The 18,866-nt window shown below is 57.5% G+C and carries 20 protein-coding genes; 5 read left to right on the plus strand and 15 right to left on the minus strand.

The window, feature by feature from the left end; genetic code table 11:
* Nucleotides 1-36: 36 nt before the first annotated feature.
* Nucleotides 37-684 (minus strand): response regulator transcription factor ErdR, encoded by a 648-nt coding sequence (erdR, locus tag AO068_RS00210; RefSeq protein WP_046270723.1) that lies wholly within the window; start codon nucleotides 682-684, stop codon nucleotides 37-39.
* A gap of 245 nt (nucleotides 685-929) precedes the next feature.
* Nucleotides 930-1,640: a tRNA-uridine aminocarboxypropyltransferase gene (locus AO068_RS00215; RefSeq protein ID WP_058399667.1), complete on the minus strand. Its 711-nt coding sequence runs from the start codon at nucleotides 1,638-1,640 to the stop codon at nucleotides 930-932.
* 279 nt (nucleotides 1,641-1,919) lie between these two features.
* On the opposite strand from AO068_RS00215, the gene AO068_RS00220 reads away from it, so the two are divergent.
* Nucleotides 1,920-2,336 carry a quorum-sensing-regulated virulence factor family protein gene (locus AO068_RS00220; RefSeq protein ID WP_002554685.1) on the plus strand — a complete coding sequence of 139 codons (417 nt, stop codon included), beginning with the start codon at nucleotides 1,920-1,922 and terminating at the stop codon, nucleotides 2,334-2,336.
* Nucleotides 2,337-2,529: 193 nt separating this feature from the next.
* On the plus strand, nucleotides 2,530-3,651 hold the full coding sequence (locus AO068_RS00225; RefSeq protein WP_058407342.1) for an LOG family protein: 1,122 nt from the start codon (nucleotides 2,530-2,532) through the stop codon (nucleotides 3,649-3,651).
* Nucleotides 3,652-3,655: 4 nt separating this feature from the next.
* Here AO068_RS00225 and recX read toward each other — a convergent pair whose 3' ends face one another.
* The 4 genes from recX to AO068_RS29550 all read right to left on the minus strand — a co-directional run bounded on the left by recX (nucleotide 3,656) and on the right by AO068_RS29550 (nucleotide 5,998).
* Nucleotides 3,656-4,123 carry a recombination regulator RecX gene (gene recX, locus AO068_RS00230; protein ID WP_005743450.1) on the minus strand — a complete coding sequence of 156 codons (468 nt, stop codon included), beginning with the start codon at nucleotides 4,121-4,123 and terminating at the stop codon, nucleotides 3,656-3,658.
* A 5-nt stretch (nucleotides 4,124-4,128) separates the two neighbouring features.
* Nucleotides 4,129-5,193: a recombinase RecA gene (gene recA / locus AO068_RS00235; RefSeq protein ID WP_004657925.1), complete on the minus strand. Its 1,065-nt coding sequence runs from the start codon at nucleotides 5,191-5,193 to the stop codon at nucleotides 4,129-4,131.
* Between the two features lie 93 nt (nucleotides 5,194-5,286).
* Entirely contained in the window at nucleotides 5,287-5,802 is a 516-nt protein-coding gene (locus AO068_RS00240; RefSeq protein WP_054098798.1) for a CinA family protein, read from the minus strand.
* The gene (locus AO068_RS29550) at nucleotides 5,795-5,998 is read right to left on the minus strand and encodes a hypothetical protein (RefSeq protein ID WP_058407343.1); all 204 of its coding nucleotides are present in this window, start codon (nucleotides 5,996-5,998) and stop codon (nucleotides 5,795-5,797) included. The genes AO068_RS00240 and AO068_RS29550 overlap by 8 nt, the downstream gene beginning before the upstream one ends.
* Before the next feature lie 273 nt (nucleotides 5,999-6,271).
* On the opposite strand from AO068_RS29550, the gene mutS reads away from it, so the two are divergent.
* Nucleotides 6,272-8,839, plus strand: coding sequence for a DNA mismatch repair protein MutS (gene mutS / locus AO068_RS00250; protein WP_161936569.1), 2,568 nt, complete (start codon nucleotides 6,272-6,274; stop codon nucleotides 8,837-8,839).
* 249 nt (nucleotides 8,840-9,088) lie between these two features.
* Nucleotides 9,089-9,412, plus strand: a complete 324-nt coding sequence (gene fdxA / locus AO068_RS00255) for a ferredoxin FdxA (RefSeq protein ID WP_002554692.1) — start codon at nucleotides 9,089-9,091, stop codon at nucleotides 9,410-9,412.
* Between the two features lie 516 nt (nucleotides 9,413-9,928).
* On the opposite strand, the gene rpoS is transcribed toward fdxA, so the two are convergent.
* The 8 genes from rpoS to AO068_RS00290 all read right to left on the minus strand — a co-directional run bounded on the left by rpoS (nucleotide 9,929) and on the right by AO068_RS00290 (nucleotide 17,144).
* Nucleotides 9,929-10,936 (minus strand): RNA polymerase sigma factor RpoS, encoded by a 1,008-nt coding sequence (rpoS, locus tag AO068_RS00260; protein WP_005733320.1) that lies wholly within the window; start codon nucleotides 10,934-10,936, stop codon nucleotides 9,929-9,931.
* Between the two features lie 103 nt (nucleotides 10,937-11,039).
* Nucleotides 11,040-11,906 (minus strand): peptidoglycan DD-metalloendopeptidase family protein, encoded by an 867-nt coding sequence (locus AO068_RS26100; protein WP_002554701.1) that lies wholly within the window; start codon nucleotides 11,904-11,906, stop codon nucleotides 11,040-11,042.
* A gap of 208 nt (nucleotides 11,907-12,114) precedes the next feature.
* Nucleotides 12,115-12,750, minus strand: a complete 636-nt coding sequence (locus AO068_RS00265) for a protein-L-isoaspartate(D-aspartate) O-methyltransferase (RefSeq protein ID WP_002554702.1) — start codon at nucleotides 12,748-12,750, stop codon at nucleotides 12,115-12,117.
* A gap of 41 nt (nucleotides 12,751-12,791) precedes the next feature.
* The gene (gene surE / locus AO068_RS00270; RefSeq protein WP_058407345.1) at nucleotides 12,792-13,541 is read right to left on the minus strand and encodes a 5'/3'-nucleotidase SurE; all 750 of its coding nucleotides are present in this window, start codon (nucleotides 13,539-13,541) and stop codon (nucleotides 12,792-12,794) included.
* The gene (truD, locus tag AO068_RS00275; protein ID WP_010201444.1) at nucleotides 13,529-14,587 is read right to left on the minus strand and encodes a tRNA pseudouridine(13) synthase TruD; all 1,059 of its coding nucleotides are present in this window, start codon (nucleotides 14,585-14,587) and stop codon (nucleotides 13,529-13,531) included. The genes surE and truD overlap by 13 nt, the downstream gene beginning before the upstream one ends.
* Complete coding sequence (gene ispF, locus AO068_RS00280; protein ID WP_002554705.1) at nucleotides 14,584-15,057, minus strand: 2-C-methyl-D-erythritol 2,4-cyclodiphosphate synthase; 474 nt, start codon at nucleotides 15,055-15,057, stop codon at nucleotides 14,584-14,586. Before ispF ends, truD begins: the two co-directional genes overlap by 4 nt.
* A gap of 53 nt (nucleotides 15,058-15,110) precedes the next feature.
* Nucleotides 15,111-15,956 (minus strand): S-formylglutathione hydrolase, encoded by an 846-nt coding sequence (fghA, locus tag AO068_RS00285; RefSeq protein WP_058407346.1) that lies wholly within the window; start codon nucleotides 15,954-15,956, stop codon nucleotides 15,111-15,113.
* A gap of 75 nt (nucleotides 15,957-16,031) precedes the next feature.
* A complete protein-coding gene (locus AO068_RS00290) occupies nucleotides 16,032-17,144 on the minus strand; it encodes an S-(hydroxymethyl)glutathione dehydrogenase/class III alcohol dehydrogenase (RefSeq protein ID WP_002554707.1) in 1,113 nt (370 codons plus the stop codon).
* A gap of 110 nt (nucleotides 17,145-17,254) precedes the next feature.
* On the opposite strand from AO068_RS00290, the gene AO068_RS00295 reads away from it, so the two are divergent.
* Nucleotides 17,255-18,145, plus strand: coding sequence for a LysR family transcriptional regulator (locus AO068_RS00295; protein WP_170947352.1), 891 nt, complete (start codon nucleotides 17,255-17,257; stop codon nucleotides 18,143-18,145).
* On the opposite strand, the gene ispD is transcribed toward AO068_RS00295, so the two are convergent.
* Nucleotides 18,146-18,856 carry a 2-C-methyl-D-erythritol 4-phosphate cytidylyltransferase gene (gene ispD, locus AO068_RS00300; protein WP_058407347.1) on the minus strand — a complete coding sequence of 237 codons (711 nt, stop codon included), beginning with the start codon at nucleotides 18,854-18,856 and terminating at the stop codon, nucleotides 18,146-18,148.
* Nucleotides 18,857-18,866: the final 10 nt, after the last annotated feature.

The raw sequence follows: 18,866 nt of genomic DNA on the forward strand, positions 1-18,866 counted from the left end.
GTCAAAAAAGCGTGAATGCTCGCAACCTGAACGCCGTTAACTGGACGAGATGGACTCAAGCTGTTGTAACAACAACGCTGCCTGGGTTCGCGTGCGTACGCCGAGCTTGCGAAAAATCGCCGTGACGTGCGCTTTGATAGTGGCTTCGGAGACGCTCAGTTCGGAGGCAATCTGCTTGTTCAGCAGCCCCTCACAGACCATCGTCAATACTCGAAACTGCTGGGGCGTGAGGCTGGCGAGGCCAGCGCTTGCAGCCTTCGCTTCATCCGAAACACTGATCACTTCATTGACCTGTGGCGGCCACCAGACGTCGCCATCGAGCACGGTGCGCACCGCCTGCTGAATGACTTCAAGGGAGCTGGATTTGGGAATGAACCCGCTGGCACCAAACTCTCTGGAACGCACCACAATCGACGCTTCTTCCTGAGCCGAAACCATCACCACCGGTATCTGCGGATATTGGCCGCGCAACAGGACCAGCCCGGAGAAGCCATAAGCCCCCGGCATGTTCAGGTCCAGCAGAACCAGATCCCAATCAGCCTTCTCTCCCAGACGGGATTCAAGCTGGGCAATGCTTTCTGCCTCGACGAGCCGCGCTTCAGGCCCCAGGCCAATGCTCAGCGCCTGATGCAGCGCACTGCGAAACAGGGGATGATCATCAGCGATCAGGATGTCGTAGGTCATGTAGTGATCCTGTTTTTATAGTGAGGGCCGACAGAATCGGCCACCCAGCAAGACTGGCGAACGCGCATAACGACAACCCGAAAAGAGCGTCGGTGCCACGCCAGACAAGATGAATCGGCTTCCAGGCGGCGCCAAGCATGCCCAGCAAGACCATGACGGTCAAGCGCGAAGCGTCTTTGCCCGGGCACATGGATGGCAATTAGCCTATACAGGGCAGATCCGCAACACTGCGTGATAGAAAGCCTTCAAATGAAAGCCTTCAAATGAGTGTGGGCCGCGTCGTCGGGGTCAATCGGCTTGAGGTACTTGGCGCCCAGATAATGAGCGCTGAACACGTCCAGATAAGCATCCAGTACGCCACTGGCGCAGGTGTCCCCGGCCAGTTCCAGACAAAGCGCGGCGACTTCGGCAGTACAGAAGTGATCGTCGCGCCTTGAGCGGCGCAAACGGTAACGCGAGATCTGCTCGGGCTCCAGCGTCAACACCGGAAACCTTTCCAGATATGGGCTTTTGCGGAACATCTTGCGCGCTTCGGTCCAGGTAGCATCCAGCAGAATGAACAGCGGACGCTTGCCATCCATGCGCGACACCTTATTGACCACACGCTCCTCGGCAACGAATTCACCAGGAAAGACGATGTAGGGCTGCCACTGCGGATCGTCCAGCAAGGCGAGCAATTGCTCGTCGACATCTATTCGCGACCAGCCGAAGGCATGGGTGTCCTTGATGACATCGGCGATCAGCCAGCCGGTGTTGGTCGGTTTCAAAGGCTCGGTGTCGTACATCAGCAGGCACATGCCTGACTCGGCATTCACGGCAGGTCGCCACGCGCACAGGCAATAACTGGAGATAACCCGGCAATCCGGACAGCGCGGCGCGCGCGAGCCGCGAGCAATAAAGGGCTTGGTACTGCGGGCCAGACGCTCGTCGCGCAGACGGGAAACGGCATGACTCATTACAGGACACGCCTGCGGGGGAAATACATCGACACCACAAAGACTCGGCAGGATTAAAGTACGCGCAGTTTATCAGAGCACCGGCACTTCAACCCGCTTTCGGTCCTCAGGCTGTTCCCGCGTCATAGAGACCGCGTTGAAACGGGTACAGCCCCTAGGCCCGATGAAGACTCCTGCTCTATACTGCTGCGCCATTGCAACCCGCGTTATCGGCGGGCTGCCCGGAACGCACTTTGAAGTCGCTGGTCCAACGGCCAGCCACTTAATCAGGAGAGTTTAATGCTGCGCCTTATCGTACCCACCCTTACGCTTTTGCTCGTTGCTCCGCTATGCGCCCAGGCGGCGTCGAAACAGGAGTTCGAACTCAGCAAGATGCTGGAAAAAGTCGCTAAGGAAAGCAGTGTCGGCACGCCAAGGGCGATCAACGAAGACATCCTCGATCAGGGCTATACCGTCAGTGGCAACGAACTGATCAACCACTTGAGCGTACGCGAAGGCCAGGCCCAGCAAATGCGCGCCAACCCGGACGTGATGCGCAACCAGTTGGGCAACAGCGTTTGCCACAACAACGGTTTCCGCCAGTTGATGACCAAGGGAGCCGTCCTCAAATATCAGTTCACCGAGTACAAGACCAACCGCCCGGTTGCGACCCAGACCTTTCAGGCGTCGGATTGCACTGTAAAGCCGAAAAAGTAAGTACCCTCGGCACTTGGCACACTCCCCGCGCGCCTGCCCCTCAGGCGCGTCAGTTCAGCAACGCTCAAGACATCCTGCAACGAATCCGCCCTGGCAATGATCAGGGAATGGGTAGCCTTTCTCTGCAAACCGGGACATCATCGATTCAACACGCCCCACCGGGCCATTGATTCTGCAGGAGGATAAATCCCGAATGCCGTATGTACCTGACGATCTTCTATCCCGACACTTTCAAAGCAACGGGCTCGACCTGACCAGCAAAATTGAAGAGCACATCAACGAGGTCGCTCCCGGCACCAGAAACCTGCCGCTGTACCGCGACATGATGCTCACGGTGCTACGCATGGCCCAGGACGACCGCAATCGCTGGGACGTCAAGATAACGCTGCAAACCCTGCGCGAACTGGACAAAGCCTTTCGGGTGCTCGAACGCTTCAAGGGCCGCCGCAAAGTCACCGTATTCGGTTCTGCTCGCACCCCTCAGGAGCACCCCCTTTACGCACAGGCCAGAGAGCTGGGCGAAAAGCTTGCCCGCTCGGACATGATGGTCATCACCGGCGCAGGTGGTGGCATCATGGCCGCAGCCCACGCAGGTGCAGGTCTGAAACACAGCCTGGGGTTCAACATTACCCTGCCCTTTGAGCAGCACGCCAACCCCACGGTGGAGGGCACGGAAAACCTGCTGCCTTTCCACTTCTTCTTCACCCGCAAGTTGTTCTTCGTCAAGGAAGCCGACGCGCTGGTGCTGTGCCCAGGCGGCTTTGGAACTCTGGATGAAGCCCTGGAAGTGCTGACGTTGATACAAACCGGCAAAAGTCCGTTAGTACCTGTCGTATTGCTGGACACACCTGGCGGGAGTTTCTGGCAAGGTGCACTGGACTTCATCAAAAACCAGTTGCAGGACAATCACTACATTCTGCCAGCCGACATGAAACTGATGAGGCTGGTCTACAGCGCCGATGAAGCGGTGGAAGAGATCAACCGGTTTTATGCCAACTTCCACTCCAGCCGCTGGCTGAAGAACAAGTTCGTGATCCGTATGCGCCACGCGCTCAGCGCGAAGGCTCTGGAGCACATGCAGGAAGCTTTCGCCGATCTGTGTATCAATGAAAACTTCCATCAGCACAGCTATCAGGGCGAGGAGCACGATGAAGTTCAATTCAGCCACCTGACACGACTTGCGTTTACCTTCACAGGACGCAATCAGGGCAGGCTTCGTGAATTGGTGGACTACATCAATCAACAGGAAAACTGGGAGGATGCCTCAGCGACAAGAGATGGCGCGCATGATCAGGCGCCACAGAAAACGCTCTGAGACCTCAGTCATCGCCGCCACGGCCGCTTAACAAGCGGCCGATCATATCCAGCGGATAGCCGCGATAACTCAGAAACCGTCCCTGCCTGGCCCGCTCACGAGCATCAACAGGCAAGGCACCGGCAAACTTGCGTTGCCAGAGCTCGTGAAGCTTCTCCTGCCAATCCACACCACACTCCCTGAGCGCCTGTTCAATGTCGGCCCGCTGCAAACCACGCTGATTCAGTTCTTCCCGAATACGAACAGGGCCATAGCCCGAGCGTGCCCGGTAAGAAACGAAGCTTTCAAGGTAACGGGATTCGGAGAGCAGGCCTTCCTCGACCAGACGGTCAAGGGCAGCGTCGATGAGCTCGGGGGGAGCGCCGCGCTGACGCAGTTTACGCGTCAGCTCGACCCGACCGTGCTCGCGACGTGCGAGCAGGTCCATTGCAGTACGCCTTACGGCGACAGGTGTATCAAGTACGACAGGCATGACTATCAGATATCAGCGTCTGCTTCGGCCATATCATCAGCAACGGCAGCTTCGCGGGAACCGACAGCTTTGGTGTCGACGCCAGGGGTGAGCAACTTGTCGCGAATCTGCTTCTCGAGCGCTTTGCAGATTTCCGGATTGTCTGCCAGGAATTTGGCCGAGTTGGCTTTACCCTGACCGATCTTGCTGCCCTGGTAGCTGTACCAGGCACCGGACTTCTCGACAAAACCATGCAGCACGGCCAGATCAACGATTTCGCCGTTCAGGTAGATACCCTTGCCGTAAAGAATCTGGAACTCGGCCTGACGGAATGGCGGAGCCACCTTGTTCTTAACGACCTTGACGCGGGTTTCGCTGCCGACAACCTCGTCGCCTTCTTTCACTGCGCCTGTACGACGGATATCCAGACGTACCGAAGCGTAGAACTTCAGGGCGTTACCACCGGTAGTGGTTTCCGGGCTGCCGAACATCACGCCGATCTTCATGCGGATCTGGTTGATGAAGATTACCAGGCAATTGGCGTTCTTGATGTTACCGGTGATCTTGCGCAGCGCCTGAGACATCAGACGCGCCTGCAGACCCACGTGCATGTCGCCCATTTCGCCTTCGATCTCTGCCTTTGGTACCAGCGCAGCAACGGAGTCGACAACGATGACGTCGATGGCGTTGGAACGTACCAGCATGTCGGTGATTTCAAGCGCCTGCTCACCGGTGTCCGGCTGCGAAACCAGCAGGTCGTCGACATTGACGCCCAGTTTGCCGGCGTATTCCGGATCAAGCGCGTGCTCGGCGTCGACAAATGCACAGGTAGCACCCATTTTCTGGGCCTGCGCGATGACCGACAACGTCAGCGTGGTTTTACCGGAAGACTCTGGACCGTAGATTTCCACGATCCGGCCTTTCGGCAGACCGCCGATGCCGAGTGCGATATCCAGACCCAGCGAGCCGGTGGAGATGGCAGGAATAGCCTGGCGATCATGGTCGCCCATGCGCATCACGGCACCTTTACCGAACTGACGCTCGATCTGACCCAAGGCCGCAGCCAAGGCTTTCTTCTTGTTGTCGTCCATTGAAGTCCTCACGTAATCAAATTCAATTAGGGCCTTGATGGCCACAACACCTGTATAAGTAGACAGTATTATTCCACAGCGATGAGCGCGCGCCTACCCCTGTTTTGGCATTTCTCCGCGCGCAAGCTGTATCAGCCCCTGTAGAGCGGCTTCGACCGTCTGTCGACGGACCTGATCCCGGTCGCCATCGAACTGGCGGCGCTGTGCGACAAGCGCGTCATCCTTGCCCCAACACAGCCATACAGTACCGACCGGTTTATCCGGCGAACCACCGCCAGGCCCTGCAACACCACTGACCGCGACAGCGAATCGCGCGCCGCTTTCACGCTGCGCACCTCGCACCATGGCTTCGACAACAGGCTGACTGACCGCCCCGACATCTGCGAACAACGCCTCCGGTACGCCCAATTGTCGGGTCTTCTGGGCATTCGAATAAGTCACATAGCCAGCCTCGAACCATGCCGAGCTACCGGCGATGCGCGTGATCGCTTCGGCGATTCCGCCTCCTGTGCAGGATTCGGCGGTGGTCACTTGAGCGTTCATTGCGCCGAGAAGCCTGCCAAGCGTATTGGCCAGCCCGGTTATCTCGTCCACGGTGTCCTCATTCATGCTGGAAGCCTGTAAAAGTGATTGCTGAGACAAGGCAGCCGCCTTGAAGCGGGTCTGCCATTGCCGGCTTATCGCGCATCTTTCCTGCGTTCGGGCTTTTGACCGTTTCAACCGTGGTTTCTCTCGGCCTTTTTCTGGCTTCTTCCAACGGGATGAAGCGACCGTTGACGGAATCCCTTGCTCGTTTATTTTTCATATAAAAGTCCTTTTTTATAGCGTGCCGTCCGGTTATCGAGTGGCAGCGATGAAAGTCTATACGTCAAATCGAGGTTCATGGCTGTCAGGAAACGCCTGGTCACCAATAAGCGGAAGGTACGCTGTAACTGCACCGCCTGATTGAGCGTGATAACCTTGCGACCATCGCACATACCCGGCAGACGCCCCTCGATTCAAGGAGGGACCACCCGTCATGCCTCAAGGTTGCCTCACTCCTCTCAAGAACTTGCCTAAGCCACTGATGAACAAAGCAATTTCCGACCTCTCTTCACATACCCCTATGATGCAGCAGTACTGGAAACTCAAAAACCAGCACCTGGATCAACTGATGTTTTATCGCATGGGCGATTTCTACGAGATCTTCTACGAAGATGCGAAGAAAGCCGCCAAGTTGCTGGACATCACCCTGACCGCGCGCGGTCAGTCGGCAGGCCAGAGCATCCCCATGTGCGGGATTCCGTACCACGCCGCCGAAGGCTATCTGGCCAAACTGGTGAAGCTGGGCGAATCGGTGGTGATCTGCGAGCAGATCGGCGACCCCGCGACCAGCAAGGGCCCGGTGGATCGTCAGGTAGTCCGCATCATTACGCCTGGGACCATCAGCGACGAGGCCTTGCTCGATGAGCGCAGGGATAACCTGATTGCCGCCGTACTGGGTGACGAACGCCTGTTCGGCCTTGCCGTGCTGGACATCACCAGCGGCAACTTCAGTGTGCTGGAGATCAAGGGCTGGGAGAACCTGCTGGCCGAGCTTGAACGCATCAACCCGGTCGAGCTGTTGATTCCGGACGACTGGCCGCAAGGTCTGCCTGCCGAAAAACGCCGTGGTGCCCGACGTCGTGCACCGTGGGATTTCGAGCGCGACTCAGCCCACAAAAGTCTGTGTCAGCAGTTTTCAACCCAGGACCTGAAGGGTTTTGGCTGCGAAAACCTGACACTCGCCATCGGCGCTGCTGGCTGCCTGCTCAGCTACGCCAAGGAAACCCAGCGCACCGCCCTGCCCCACTTGCGCAGCCTGCGCCACGAACGCCTCGACGACACGGTAATCCTCGATGCCGCCAGTCGGCGCAACCTGGAGCTGGACACCAACCTGTCCGGTGGCCGCGACAATACGCTGCAATCGGTCATGGACCGTTGCCAGACGGCAATGGGAACGCGGCTGCTGACCCGCTGGCTGAACCGGCCGTTGCGCGACCTGACAATTCTTCAGGCACGCCAGACGTCCATTACCTGCTTTCTGGAGCTCTACCGCTTCGAGAACCTGCAACCGCAGCTCAAGGAAATCGGCGATATCGAGCGGATTCTGGCGCGTATCGGCCTGCGTAATGCGCGACCACGAGACCTTGCGCGTCTGCGCGACGCCCTGAGCGCCCTGCCCGAACTGCAGCAGGCGATGACCGACCTGGAGGCGCCGCATCTGCAGCAACTTGCGCAGACCGCCAGCACCTATCCGGAACTCGCCGATCTGCTGCAGCGCGCAATCATCGACAATCCGCCTGCCGTGATCCGCGACGGCGGTGTTCTGAAAACCGGCTACGACGCTGAGCTGGATGATCTGCAATCGCTGAGTGAAAACGCCGGTCAGTTCCTGATTGATCTGGAGGCCCGCGAAAAGGCCCGTACCGGTCTTGCCAACCTGAAAGTCGGTTACAACCGCGTTCACGGCTACTTCATCGAGCTGCCGAGCAAACAGGCCGAGCAGGCCCCGGCTGATTACATACGCCGCCAGACCCTCAAGGGCGCCGAGCGCTTTATCACGCCTGAACTCAAGGAATTCGAAGACAAGGCGTTGTCGGCCAAAAGCCGTGCACTGGCTCGGGAAAAGATGCTCTACGAAGCGCTGCTTGAAGACCTGATCGGCCATCTAGCGCCGCTGCAGGACACGGCAGCTGCATTGGCCGAACTGGACGTACTCAGTAACCTCGCAGAACGCGCGCTGAATCTGGACCTCAACTGCCCACGCTTCGTTGCCGAGCCTTGCATGCGCATTGAGCAGGGCCGTCACCCGGTCGTAGAACAGGTACTAAGCACTCCGTTTGTCGCCAACGACCTGGCGCTGGACGACAGCACCCGCATGCTGGTCATAACCGGCCCGAACATGGGCGGTAAATCGACCTATATGCGTCAGACGGCGCTGATCGTACTACTGGCGCATATCGGCAGTTTCGTGCCCGCTGCCAGCTGCGAACTGTCGTTGGTCGACCGGATCTTCACCCGTATCGGCTCCAGCGACGACCTGGCCGGCGGGCGCTCGACGTTCATGGTGGAAATGAGCGAAACGGCAAACATCCTGCACAACGCTACCGACAAAAGCCTGGTGCTGATGGACGAAGTCGGACGCGGTACCAGCACCTTCGACGGCCTTTCTCTGGCTTGGGCAGCGGCGGAATGTCTGGCGCAACTGCGTGCTTATACACTGTTCGCGACGCACTATTTCGAGCTGACAGTGCTGCCGGAAAGCGAACCGCTGGTGACCAACGTGCACCTGAATGCTACCGAGCATAACGAGCGGATCGTCTTCCTGCACCGCGTACTGCCAGGACCAGCCAGCCAGAGCTACGGCCTGGCCGTGGCCCAGCTTGCGGGCGTTCCGGGCAAAGTCATCACGCGCGCCAAAGAGCATCTGCAGCGCCTGGAAACCACCAGCCTGCCGCACGAACAGCCTAAAGCCAAGCCCGGCAAACCCGCGATCCCGCAGCAGAGCGATATGTTTGCAAGCCTGCCTCATCCGGTGCTCGACGAACTGTCCAAGATCAAAGTCGACGATATGACTCCGCGGCAGGCGCTGGATTTGCTATACACATTGCAAACTCGCCTGTGACGCGAAGCGTTACATACTGTTAGAATCCCGCGCGGTTTGGGACGCTCTCGGCTTTTAGCCTGGCCGAGGCGTTTTTCGAGCCGCGTGAAAATGCAGCGAACCACTGGTAGGTAGCAGGCGACGCAGTCCCACTGCCTCAAGGCCACCCACCAAAAGCACGTATTTTCATAGGGCCGGGAAACCTCCCGAACCTGGCAACCCTGTCTGGAAGGGCTCTGCCACAGCAGCCGCCTGAGGAGAAAATTAGAAATGACCTTCGTCGTCACCGACAACTGCATCAAGTGCAAGTACACCGACTGCGTAGAAGTCTGTCCGGTGGACTGCTTTTACGAAGGCCCGAATTTCCTGGTGATCCACCCGGACGAGTGCATCGACTGCGCGCTTTGCGAGCCTGAGTGCCCTGCCGTGGCCATTTACTCGGAAGACGAGATTCCTGCTGGCATGGAAAACTTCATCGAGCTCAACGCTGAGCTTGCCGAGGTCTGGCCCAACATCACCGAAAAGAAAGACGCGATGCCGGATGCGGCAGAGTGGGATGGCAAAACCGGCAAGATCGCTGATCTGGAACGCTAGATTCCAGACAGACAAAAGGCCCTCGAGAGGGCCTTTTTTGTTGAATCTGTGCGGTTTTCTGCAGATAAAAAAAGGGGCGGTATGACCCGCCCACATTTTATCCCTGATCCCTGTATTCCGTTGTCATCATCCTGATGAATCGCATCCCGCGATGTCCTTGACCGTCATCCTTGATGGCCTGTGCCTGTCCGTTGGCACAGCTTCGATATTAGAGATTTAAACCCGCAGAGCAACACCTCAAACGCTCCAGGATATTTCCATGTCAATCACCTTAAAAACATAATCTCTATTTAAAACAACGTGTTAAATCCTTAAACACAGCTGTTTGGCGACAAGCCTCACTGTTGTTACCTGAATGACTTACAGCAACCGTACGCAATGACTTACAGGCTTTGAAAGCTGAAAGGCCGAGCAGGCGCATTGACCTACGACATTCAAATGACGAAAGACATATAAAAAGGCCGATATACACACTATGTGTTATATCGGCCCTGGATTGACGTTATGAGGGGGTGGTTACTGGAAGAGAGACTCGCTGGACAAGCCGTTTTTTTCAAGGATCTCACGTAGGCGCTTGAGCCCTTCAACCTGAATCTGCCTGACCCGCTCACGCGTCAGACCGATCTCAAGCCCTACATCTTCAAGTGTGCTGCTTTCATGCCCGCGCAAGCCAAAGCGACGGATGACAACCTCCCGTTGCTTCTCGGTCAACTCGGACAACCATTGATCGATGCTCTGGGACAGATCATCGTCCTGCAGCAGCTCACAGGGGTCGGTCGGACGATCGTCGGTCAAGGTGTCGAGCAGCGTCTTGTCCGAATCAGGCCCCAGCGAGACGTCCACCGACGAGACACGCTCGTTGAGACCGAGCATGCGCTTGACCTCACCTACCGGTTTTTCCAGCAGATTGGCGATTTCTTCGGGAGAAGGTTCATGATCCAGCTTCTGGGTCAGCTCTCGGGCCGCGCGCAGATAAACATTCAGCTCCTTGACGACGTGAATCGGCAGCCGGATGGTCCGGGTCTGATTCATGATCGCGCGTTCGATGGTCTGGCGAATCCACCAGGTGGCGTAGGTGGAAAAACGAAAGCCGCGTTCAGGGTCGAATTTTTCAACCGCCCGAATCAACCCCAGGTTGCCCTCCTCGATCAGGTCAAGCAATGACAGACCACGATTGACATAACGTCTGGCAATTTTAACTACCAGACGCAGATTGCTTTCAATCATGCGTTTGCGCCCGGCCGGGTCTCCACTTTGCGACAGACGCGCAAAATGAACTTCTTCTTCCGGGGATAGTAGAGGAGAAAAACCGATTTCATTGAGGTACAGCTGGGTAGCATCAAGCGCCCGCGTGTAGTCAATGTACTTGTGTTGTTTGAGCGATGTTGAATGCTTGACCTTGGCGCGTCCGGAGGCAGCGGGTGGCTGCTTCTCGTTTGACGCTTCCTTCAGGACAATGCCGGCTTCCATAAGGAGCACTTCATCATCGATGTCAAACTCCGGCGCTTCGTTGCCAAGAGCCATTGTTTTAGTCCTTTGGTGAGTTCGACCTCAAGCTCCAGCATCGCCTGATTCCATGGCAACACTTGAGCCTGTTCCTAATACGCCTGGAACAGGCTGGCAACTATCAACGACGTGGCAAAAATCCCAATGGATCTACAGGTTTCCCTTGGCGGCGAATCTCAAAATGCAGCTTCACCCGGTCAGTTCCTGTTGACCCCATTTCGGCAATCGTTTGCCCTGCCTTGACCTGTTGACCTTCCCGTACCAAAAGCCTGCGATTATGACCGTAGGCACTGACGTAGGTATCGCTGTGTTTGATGATGATCAATTCGCCGTAGCCCCGTAATCCACTTCCGGCGTAAACAACTGAACCATCAGACGCTGCCAAAACAGGCTGTCCCAAATCACCAGCGATATCAATTCCTTTATTCAAACTGCCGTTTGAGGAAAATTTTCCTATCAAAATGCCACTTGAAGGCCAGGTCCAACCCGTCGGAGACTTACCGGCCGGGCCTGTCCCGGTGGTCGCAGAAGGAGGTATCACCACAGGTACAACCGCAACAGGCTTGGAAATAACCGTAGTTTTGACCGAACCGGAACTGCTGGTGCTGGTTGATGTAGACGTCACCGGGCGTCCTGCACCGGAGGTAGAAGCTACGTCCTGCGTTGAAGACGAGCGCCCGTCAAAGCGAATTGTCTGACCTGGCTTGATGGTAAACGGCTCGGGGATCTGATTGCGGGCAGCCAGCGCTTTCCAGTCCCAGCCGTAACGAAATGCAATCGAAAAAAGCGTGTCACCGCGCCTGACCACGTATTGGCCGGTAGTTACCGTCGGACGCTGGGCAACGGCATTGCCGTTGCGATCAACGACACGAACCCCGCCTGAAGGCGTGCTGGAGCAGCCGACCAAAAGGACACTGAGAGCAATGCCAATCACCAGACGCTGATAACTTCTTGAAGACCTGAGCTGCTGAATGACTGTGAGACTCACCCGCCACTCCCTTTACTGGTGACTGAATTCAAAAAAGATGCCTATTGTGCCGTAATAGCGACGGGCAGCCAGTGATTAACCGTTGAAAAAACGTTGTTATGTATCAATCAGCTACATGGAATGATGCCATCAGGCCATTCAACATTCCGGGCCGCGCGCTGTAGACCAATGACTGAAGCCAGAATTCACTGTTTACCGCAGACAATCTTCACGCGATTGGCCCGTTGAGCAGTGGCACGAAGCGCACAGCCCCCAGTACGTGCCGGGAAAAACCGTTTTCTTCACGGATGATCAGCATCAATTGCTGAACCTCTCCCGAACCCACCGGGATGACCAGCCGACCTCCAGGTGCCAGTTGATCAAGCAGCGCCTGCGGTACGTCGGTTGCCACTGCCGTGACGATGATGCCGTTATAAGGTGCCAGAGCAGGCCAGCCTTCCCAGCCGTCGCCCCAGCGGAAAACCACATTACGCAGATTGAGCTCGACCAGACGCTCCTTGGCGCGGTCCTGAAGGACTTTGATACGCTCGACCGAAAATACACGCTCCACCAGTTGCGCCAGCACCGCGGTTTGGTAGCCCGACCCTGTACCGATCTCCATGACCTTGTCCAGCGGACCGGCTGCCAATAGCAGCTCGCTCATCCGCGCGACCATGTAAGGCTGGGAAATCGTCTGGTTGTGACCGATGGGCAGCGCTGTGTCTTCATAAGCGCGATGCGCCAGCGCTTCATCGACAAACAGATGCCGGGGCGTCTTGCGAATGACGTCCAGCACCCGCTGGTTGGAAATACCCTCTTCGCAGAGGCGCTGGATCAGACGTTCACGGGTGCGCTGCGAGGTCATCCCGATCCCGCGACGCAATAGATCATCCTGCTCGCGCGACATCAACGAAGACCCTCCAGCCAGGTATTCAGGCTGCTGAATCCGTCCTGATAAGTTCGATCCAGCTGCAACGGCGTAATCGATACGTAACCCTGTATGACCGCATGGAAGTCGGTGCCAGCACCGCCGTCCTCGACATCGCCGGCAGCAGCGATCCAGTAACCAGCGCGGCCACGCGGGTCGACGACCTTGATCGGCGCCGCAGCGCGGGCACGATGCCCCAATCGGGTCAGTTGAATGCCGCGGATGTGCTCGAGCGGCAGGTTGGGAATATTCACGTTCAATACCGTGCGGGGTGGCAGGTCGAGTTGCTCATGGGCCTCGACCAGCAAGCGCGCGTAATGCGCCGCCGTCGCCAGATTATCCGGCTGACGTGACAGAAACGAAAAGGCAAACGACGGGCGCTGCAGAAAACGCCCTTCAAGCGCTGCAGCGACCGTTCCGGAATACAGTACATCGTCGCCCAGATTGGCACCCAGGTTGATACCTGAAACCACCATGTCCGGTTGATGCTCCAACAACCCATGAATCCCCAGATGCACGCAGTCGGTCGGCGTACCATTGAGACTGATGAAGCCATTGGCCAGTGCATGTGGGTGCAAGGGCCGGTCGAGTGTCAGGGAACTGCTGGCACCGCTTTTGTCCTGATCAGGGGCGATCACTACGCACTCGGCATAGTCCGCCAGCGCCGCATGGAGCGCGACAAGACCGGGCGCGTTCACCCCGTCATCATTTGATATCAGAATACGCATGGGCTGTCCGTCTGCCCAACCGGCACCAGATCAATGAGTTCGCGCACTAAAACGGTGGCGAAGCATCCGGGCGGAAGGACGAATTCCAGTTGCAGAATGTCAGACTCGGGATAATGCCACGTCAGCCGCCCAATGGGCAGTCGCAGGATGCGTCGTTCGTGCTCCATGCCCGCTCTGACCAGCCAGTCACGCAACGCAGACTCATCATTGGCGATGGCATTTTCCAGTTCTGCCGTCGCGCCACCGGCTGGCGAAGGGCCTTCACCCCACTGCGGCCCGGTAGGGTGCAGATCGAGAATCGCCAGCCGGGGATCGCTGCACTCATCAACACCCGCCGGAAAAAAGCTGCGGCTGTCGGTGAAAGCGAGCAAATCCCCTACCTGAGCCTTTTCCCAGCTGCCATCGGCAACGCGGGCTGCCAGAACCCGATTGAACAGGTAGCTGCGCGCTGTGGATAACAATCGCGAACGCACCGCACGTTGCTCAGGCAGCGCTTTGCGGGCAGCGTAATCGCGTGCCTCGCCAAGATTTCCGCCCTGATAACCGAAACGCTGCGTACCAAAGTAGTTGGGGATGCCCTGCCGGGCAATTATTTCAAGGCGCTGGTTCAAAGCGTCCGTATCAGCGTCCAGTTGCGTCAGCCGCAGCGTAAAGCCATTCGCTGCGTGAGCACCGCGTTGTAGCTTGCGCTTGTGTCGAGTGCTTTTGAGAATTTGCAGCGTATCGTCCTGCGCGGCCGACAGATCAGGATCGGCCTTGCCCGGCAGTTGAATGCTGAACCACTGGCGGGTCAGTGCCTGGCGGTCCTTGAGACCGGCATAGCTGACCGTACGCAACTGCACCCCCGCGGCCCGGGCCAGCCGACGTGCCGCCTCTTCGGTATTCAGACCGCGTTTTTCGACCCACAGCCATAAATGCTCGCCATCGCCTGAAAGCGGAATGTCCAGCACCTCGTCGACCTGAAAATCTTCGGCAGTCGCCTTGAGGGCTGCACGACCCAGCGCATCGCCGTAGGCCCTGGGGCCAAGCAGTTCAAGTTCATTCATGCGCGCAGCAACAACGCAACGGCATGCACCGCGATGCCTTCTTCGCGCCCGGTAAAGCCGAGTTTTTCTGTCGTTGTCGCTTTCACGTTCACCTGATCCAGCTCAACCTGCAGATCTTCAGCGATCAAGGCACGCATGGCATCGATATGCGGTGCCATTTTTGGTGCCTGGGCAACGATGGTGGCGTCGACATTACCGACTTTCCAGCCTTTGCCGTGGATCTGCTTGAGGACATGACGCAGCAGCACGCGGCTGTCGGCACCCTTGAATTGCGGATCGGTGTCAGGAAAGTGCTTGCCGATATCGCCCAGTGCCGCGGCCCCCAAAAGCGCATCGCTCAGGGCATGCAGCAGGACATCGCCATCGGAATGGGCCAGCAGGCCGAACCCGTGTGCAATCCGCACGCCGCCCAAGGTAATGAAGTCGCCTTCAGCGAAACGGTGCACATCATAGCCATGGCCAATACGCATAAAAAAACGCCCTGAAAAAAGTCAGGGCGTGATTCTACCTGCTTTGGCGCTCGTTAGCTGTTCAAGGCTTCAGCGTGATGCCTTAGATGCTCTTCGATGAAGCTGGCGATGAAGAAATAGCTGTGGTCATAACCTGGCTGCATCCGCAAGGTCAGCGGATAGTTAGCAGCCTTGGCGGCCTGAACCAGAACTTCAGGCTTGAGCTGATTGACCAGAAAGTCGTCACGATCACCCTGATCCACCAGGGTCGGCAGTTTTTCCGACGCTTGCGCAATCAACACACTGGCATCCCACTCGCGCCAGCGAGAACGGTCTTCACCCAGATAACGGGAAAATGCCTTTTGCCCCCAGGGGGAATCGATCGGATTACTGATCGGCGAAAACGCCGATACCGAGCGATAGCGGCCAGGATTGCGCAGTGCGCAGACCAGCGCCCCATGCCCGCCCATCGAGTGCCCGCTGATACTGCGTGCCTCTGACGCCGGGAAGTGCTCTTCGATAAGGGCTGGCAGCTCCCTGACGACGTAATCATGCATCTGGTAATGCCGCGCATAAGGCTGTTCGGTGGCGTTGAGATAGAAGCCCGCCCCTTGACCGAAATCCCAGGCGCCGTCAGGGTCGTCAGCTACGTCGGCACCGCGTGGACTGGTGTCAGGTGCCACGATGATAATGCCCAGCTCGGCCGCAAGCCGGTGAGCGGCGGCTTTCTGCATGAAGTTCTCGTCGGTGCAGGTCAGGCCGGAAAGCCAGTACAACACGGGCAGCTTGCCGCCCTGCTCTGCCTGGGGCGGCAGATAGACTGCAAACACCATGTCACAACCCAGTACTTGAGAGTGGTGTTTGTAACGCTTGTGCCAGCCGCCGAAGCTTTTCTGGCAGGAAATATTTTCCAAAGGCATGTCGCTTCCTCCAGTTGCAAGCGGCAAGCTACAAGCATGTAACAAATCTTCGTGCTTGCCGCTTGCCGCCGCTCCTCAAAAATGAATGACGGTGCGGATGCTTTTGCCTTCATGCATCAGGTCGAACGCCTTGTTGATGTCTTCCAGGCCCATGGTATGGGTAATGAACGTATCCAGCGGAATTTCGCCGGTCTGCGCCATGTCGACATAGCTTGGCAGTTCGGTGCGGCCACGCACGCCACCAAATGCCGAACCGCGCCAGACGCGTCCTGTCACCAGTTGGAACGGACGGGTAGAGATTTCCTGACCGGCACCGGCCACGCCGATGATGACCGACTCGCCCCAGCCCTTGTGGCAGGATTCCAGCGCTGCACGCATGAGCTGTACATTGCCGATGCACTCAAAGGAGAAATCCACCCCGCCATCAGTCATGTCAACTATGACTTCCTGAATAGGACGGTCGAAATCTTTCGGATTGACGCAATCAGTCGCGCCCAACTGTTTGGCGATCTCGAACTTGGCCGGGTTGATATCGATGGCGATGATTCGAGACGCTTTGGCTTTGACCGCGCCGATCAGTGCTGAGAGGCCGATACCGCCCAGACCGAAGATCGCCACGGTATCGCCAGGCTTGACCTTGGCAGTGTTGAGCACCGCACCGATACCGGTGGTGACACCACAACCCAGCAGGCAGACTTTTTCCAGCGGTGCCTGTTTGTCGATTTTGGCCACCGAGATTTCCGGTAGTACGGTGTATTCGGAGAAGGTCGAAGTGCCCATGTAGTGGAAAATCGGCTCGCCCTTGTAGGAAAAGCGCGTGGTGCCATCCGGCATCAGGCCTTTACCCTGAGTGGCACGAATCGCCTGACACAGGTTGGTCTTGCCCGAGCGGCAGAATTTGCACTGACGGCATTCCGGGGTATACAGCGGAATGACGTGGTCGCCGACCGCGACAGAGGTGACACCTTCGCCAATGGCTTCGACAATCGCACCGCCTTCGTGGCCGAGGATCGACGGAAAAATCCCCTCGGGATCGGCACCGGAAAGTGTGTAGGCATCGGTATGGCAGACGCCGGAGGCCACTACTTTGAGCAGCACTTCTCCCGCCTTGGGCATGGCGACATCGACTTCAACGATCTCCAATGGCTTTTTGGCTTCAAAAGCGACAGCAGCGCGCGACTTGATCATCAAACTTCTCCGACGGGTAAAAACAAGGTTTGCAGTGTAGTACAGTGCCAATTGGCGAGTAATACGGCTAAAAGCAAAACATTAATGCTGTACAGGGATAATCGATGCACATCAATCGCTGGGAAGGTCTGGACGAATTCGTTGCGGTCGCTGAATGCGGCCAGTTCACAGCGGCTGCACAAAGGCTTGGGGTTTCCTCGTCACATATCAGCCGCCAGATCGTGCGCCTTGAAGAACGACTGCAAACCCGTTTGCTTTATCGCAGCACGCGCAAGGTCGCGCTGACAGAGGCTGGTCAAACGTTTTTACATCACTGCCAACGTTTGCAGGACGGCCGCGAAGAAGCACTGCGCGCTGTAGGCGATCTGGCCAGCGAGCCGAAAGGGTTGCTGCGCATGACCTGCGCTGTGGCTTATGGCGAGCGCTTCATCACGCCCCTGGTGACACGCTTCATGGACCTGTATCCGCACTTGCGGGTCGACATCGAGCTGAGCAATGAAACGCTCGATCTGGTGCATGAAGGGATGGATCTGGCGATTCGCCTGGGCCGGCTACAGGATTCGCGCATGGTTGCAACCCGCCTCGCGCCACGGCAAATGTATCTGTGTGCTGCGCCTTCCTACATTGAACGCTACGGGCGACCTCACAGCCTGTCGGAACTGAATCGCCACAACTGCCTGGTCGGGGGCAGCGATACCTGGCAGCTTCAGCAGAATGGCCGTGAGTTTTCTCAGAGAGTGCAAGGCAACTGGCGCTGCAACAGCGGTCAGGCGGTTCTGGATGCCGCGCTACATGGGGTTGGCTTGTGTCAGTTGCCAGACTATTACGTGCAGAAACACCTCAATGACGGAACGCTGGTTTCATTGCTGGAAGCCCATCAACCGCCCAATACTGCCGTTTGGGCGCTCTATCCGCAGCAAAGGCACCTGTCGCCCAAGGTACGCAAGCTGGTGGACTACCTTAAAGAAGGATTGGCGATGCGTGATGAGTACCGCCAGTAGCTAACGGCCGATCTCAGTGCGGCGTTGACGCAACCATTCAAGATCCTCGGGGCGAGTGACCTTGATGTTATCGGACCGCCCTTCGACCAATCGCGGCGACTGCCCCGCCCACTCGATCGCCGATGCCTCATCGGTGATATTCACGTTCGACACCAGGCTGTCCGCCAGGGCGCGATGCAGGGCCCCAAGACGAAACATCTGCGGCGTGAATGCTTGCCAGATCAGGCTCCGGTCGACGGTTTCAAGCACGCGACCACTGCTGTCGGCACGCTTGAGGGTATCGCGGGCCGGTACGGCCAGCAGGCCGCCAACCGGGTCGTCAGCCAGCTCACCGAGCAGATTATCCAGATCACTGCGCGCCAGATTAGGACGCGCAGCGTCATGCACCAGCACCCAGTCATTGTCACTCGCGCCCTGCGCATGCAGGTACAGAAGCGCATTGAGCACCGAGCCTGAGCGCTCGCTGCCGCCATCCACCCGCTGAATGCGAGTGTCTTTAGCGCAGGGCAATGCAGCCCAGTAAGGGTCGTCCACAGCCAGACTGATCACCAGTCCCTTGAGCCGGGGGTGATCGAGAAAGCAAAGCAGGCTGTGTTCAAGAATTGTCAGGCCGCCCAGTTGCAAATATTGCTTGGGACGGTCAGCTGCCATGCGAGCACCAATGCCCGCTGCAGGTATCACTGCCCAGAAGGCAGGAAGAAAGTCTTTCATTGCACCAACT

Source organism: Pseudomonas sp. ICMP 3272 (assembly GCF_001466905.1).
In the GTDB taxonomy this organism is placed as follows: domain Bacteria; phylum Pseudomonadota; class Gammaproteobacteria; order Pseudomonadales; family Pseudomonadaceae; genus Aquipseudomonas; species Aquipseudomonas amygdali.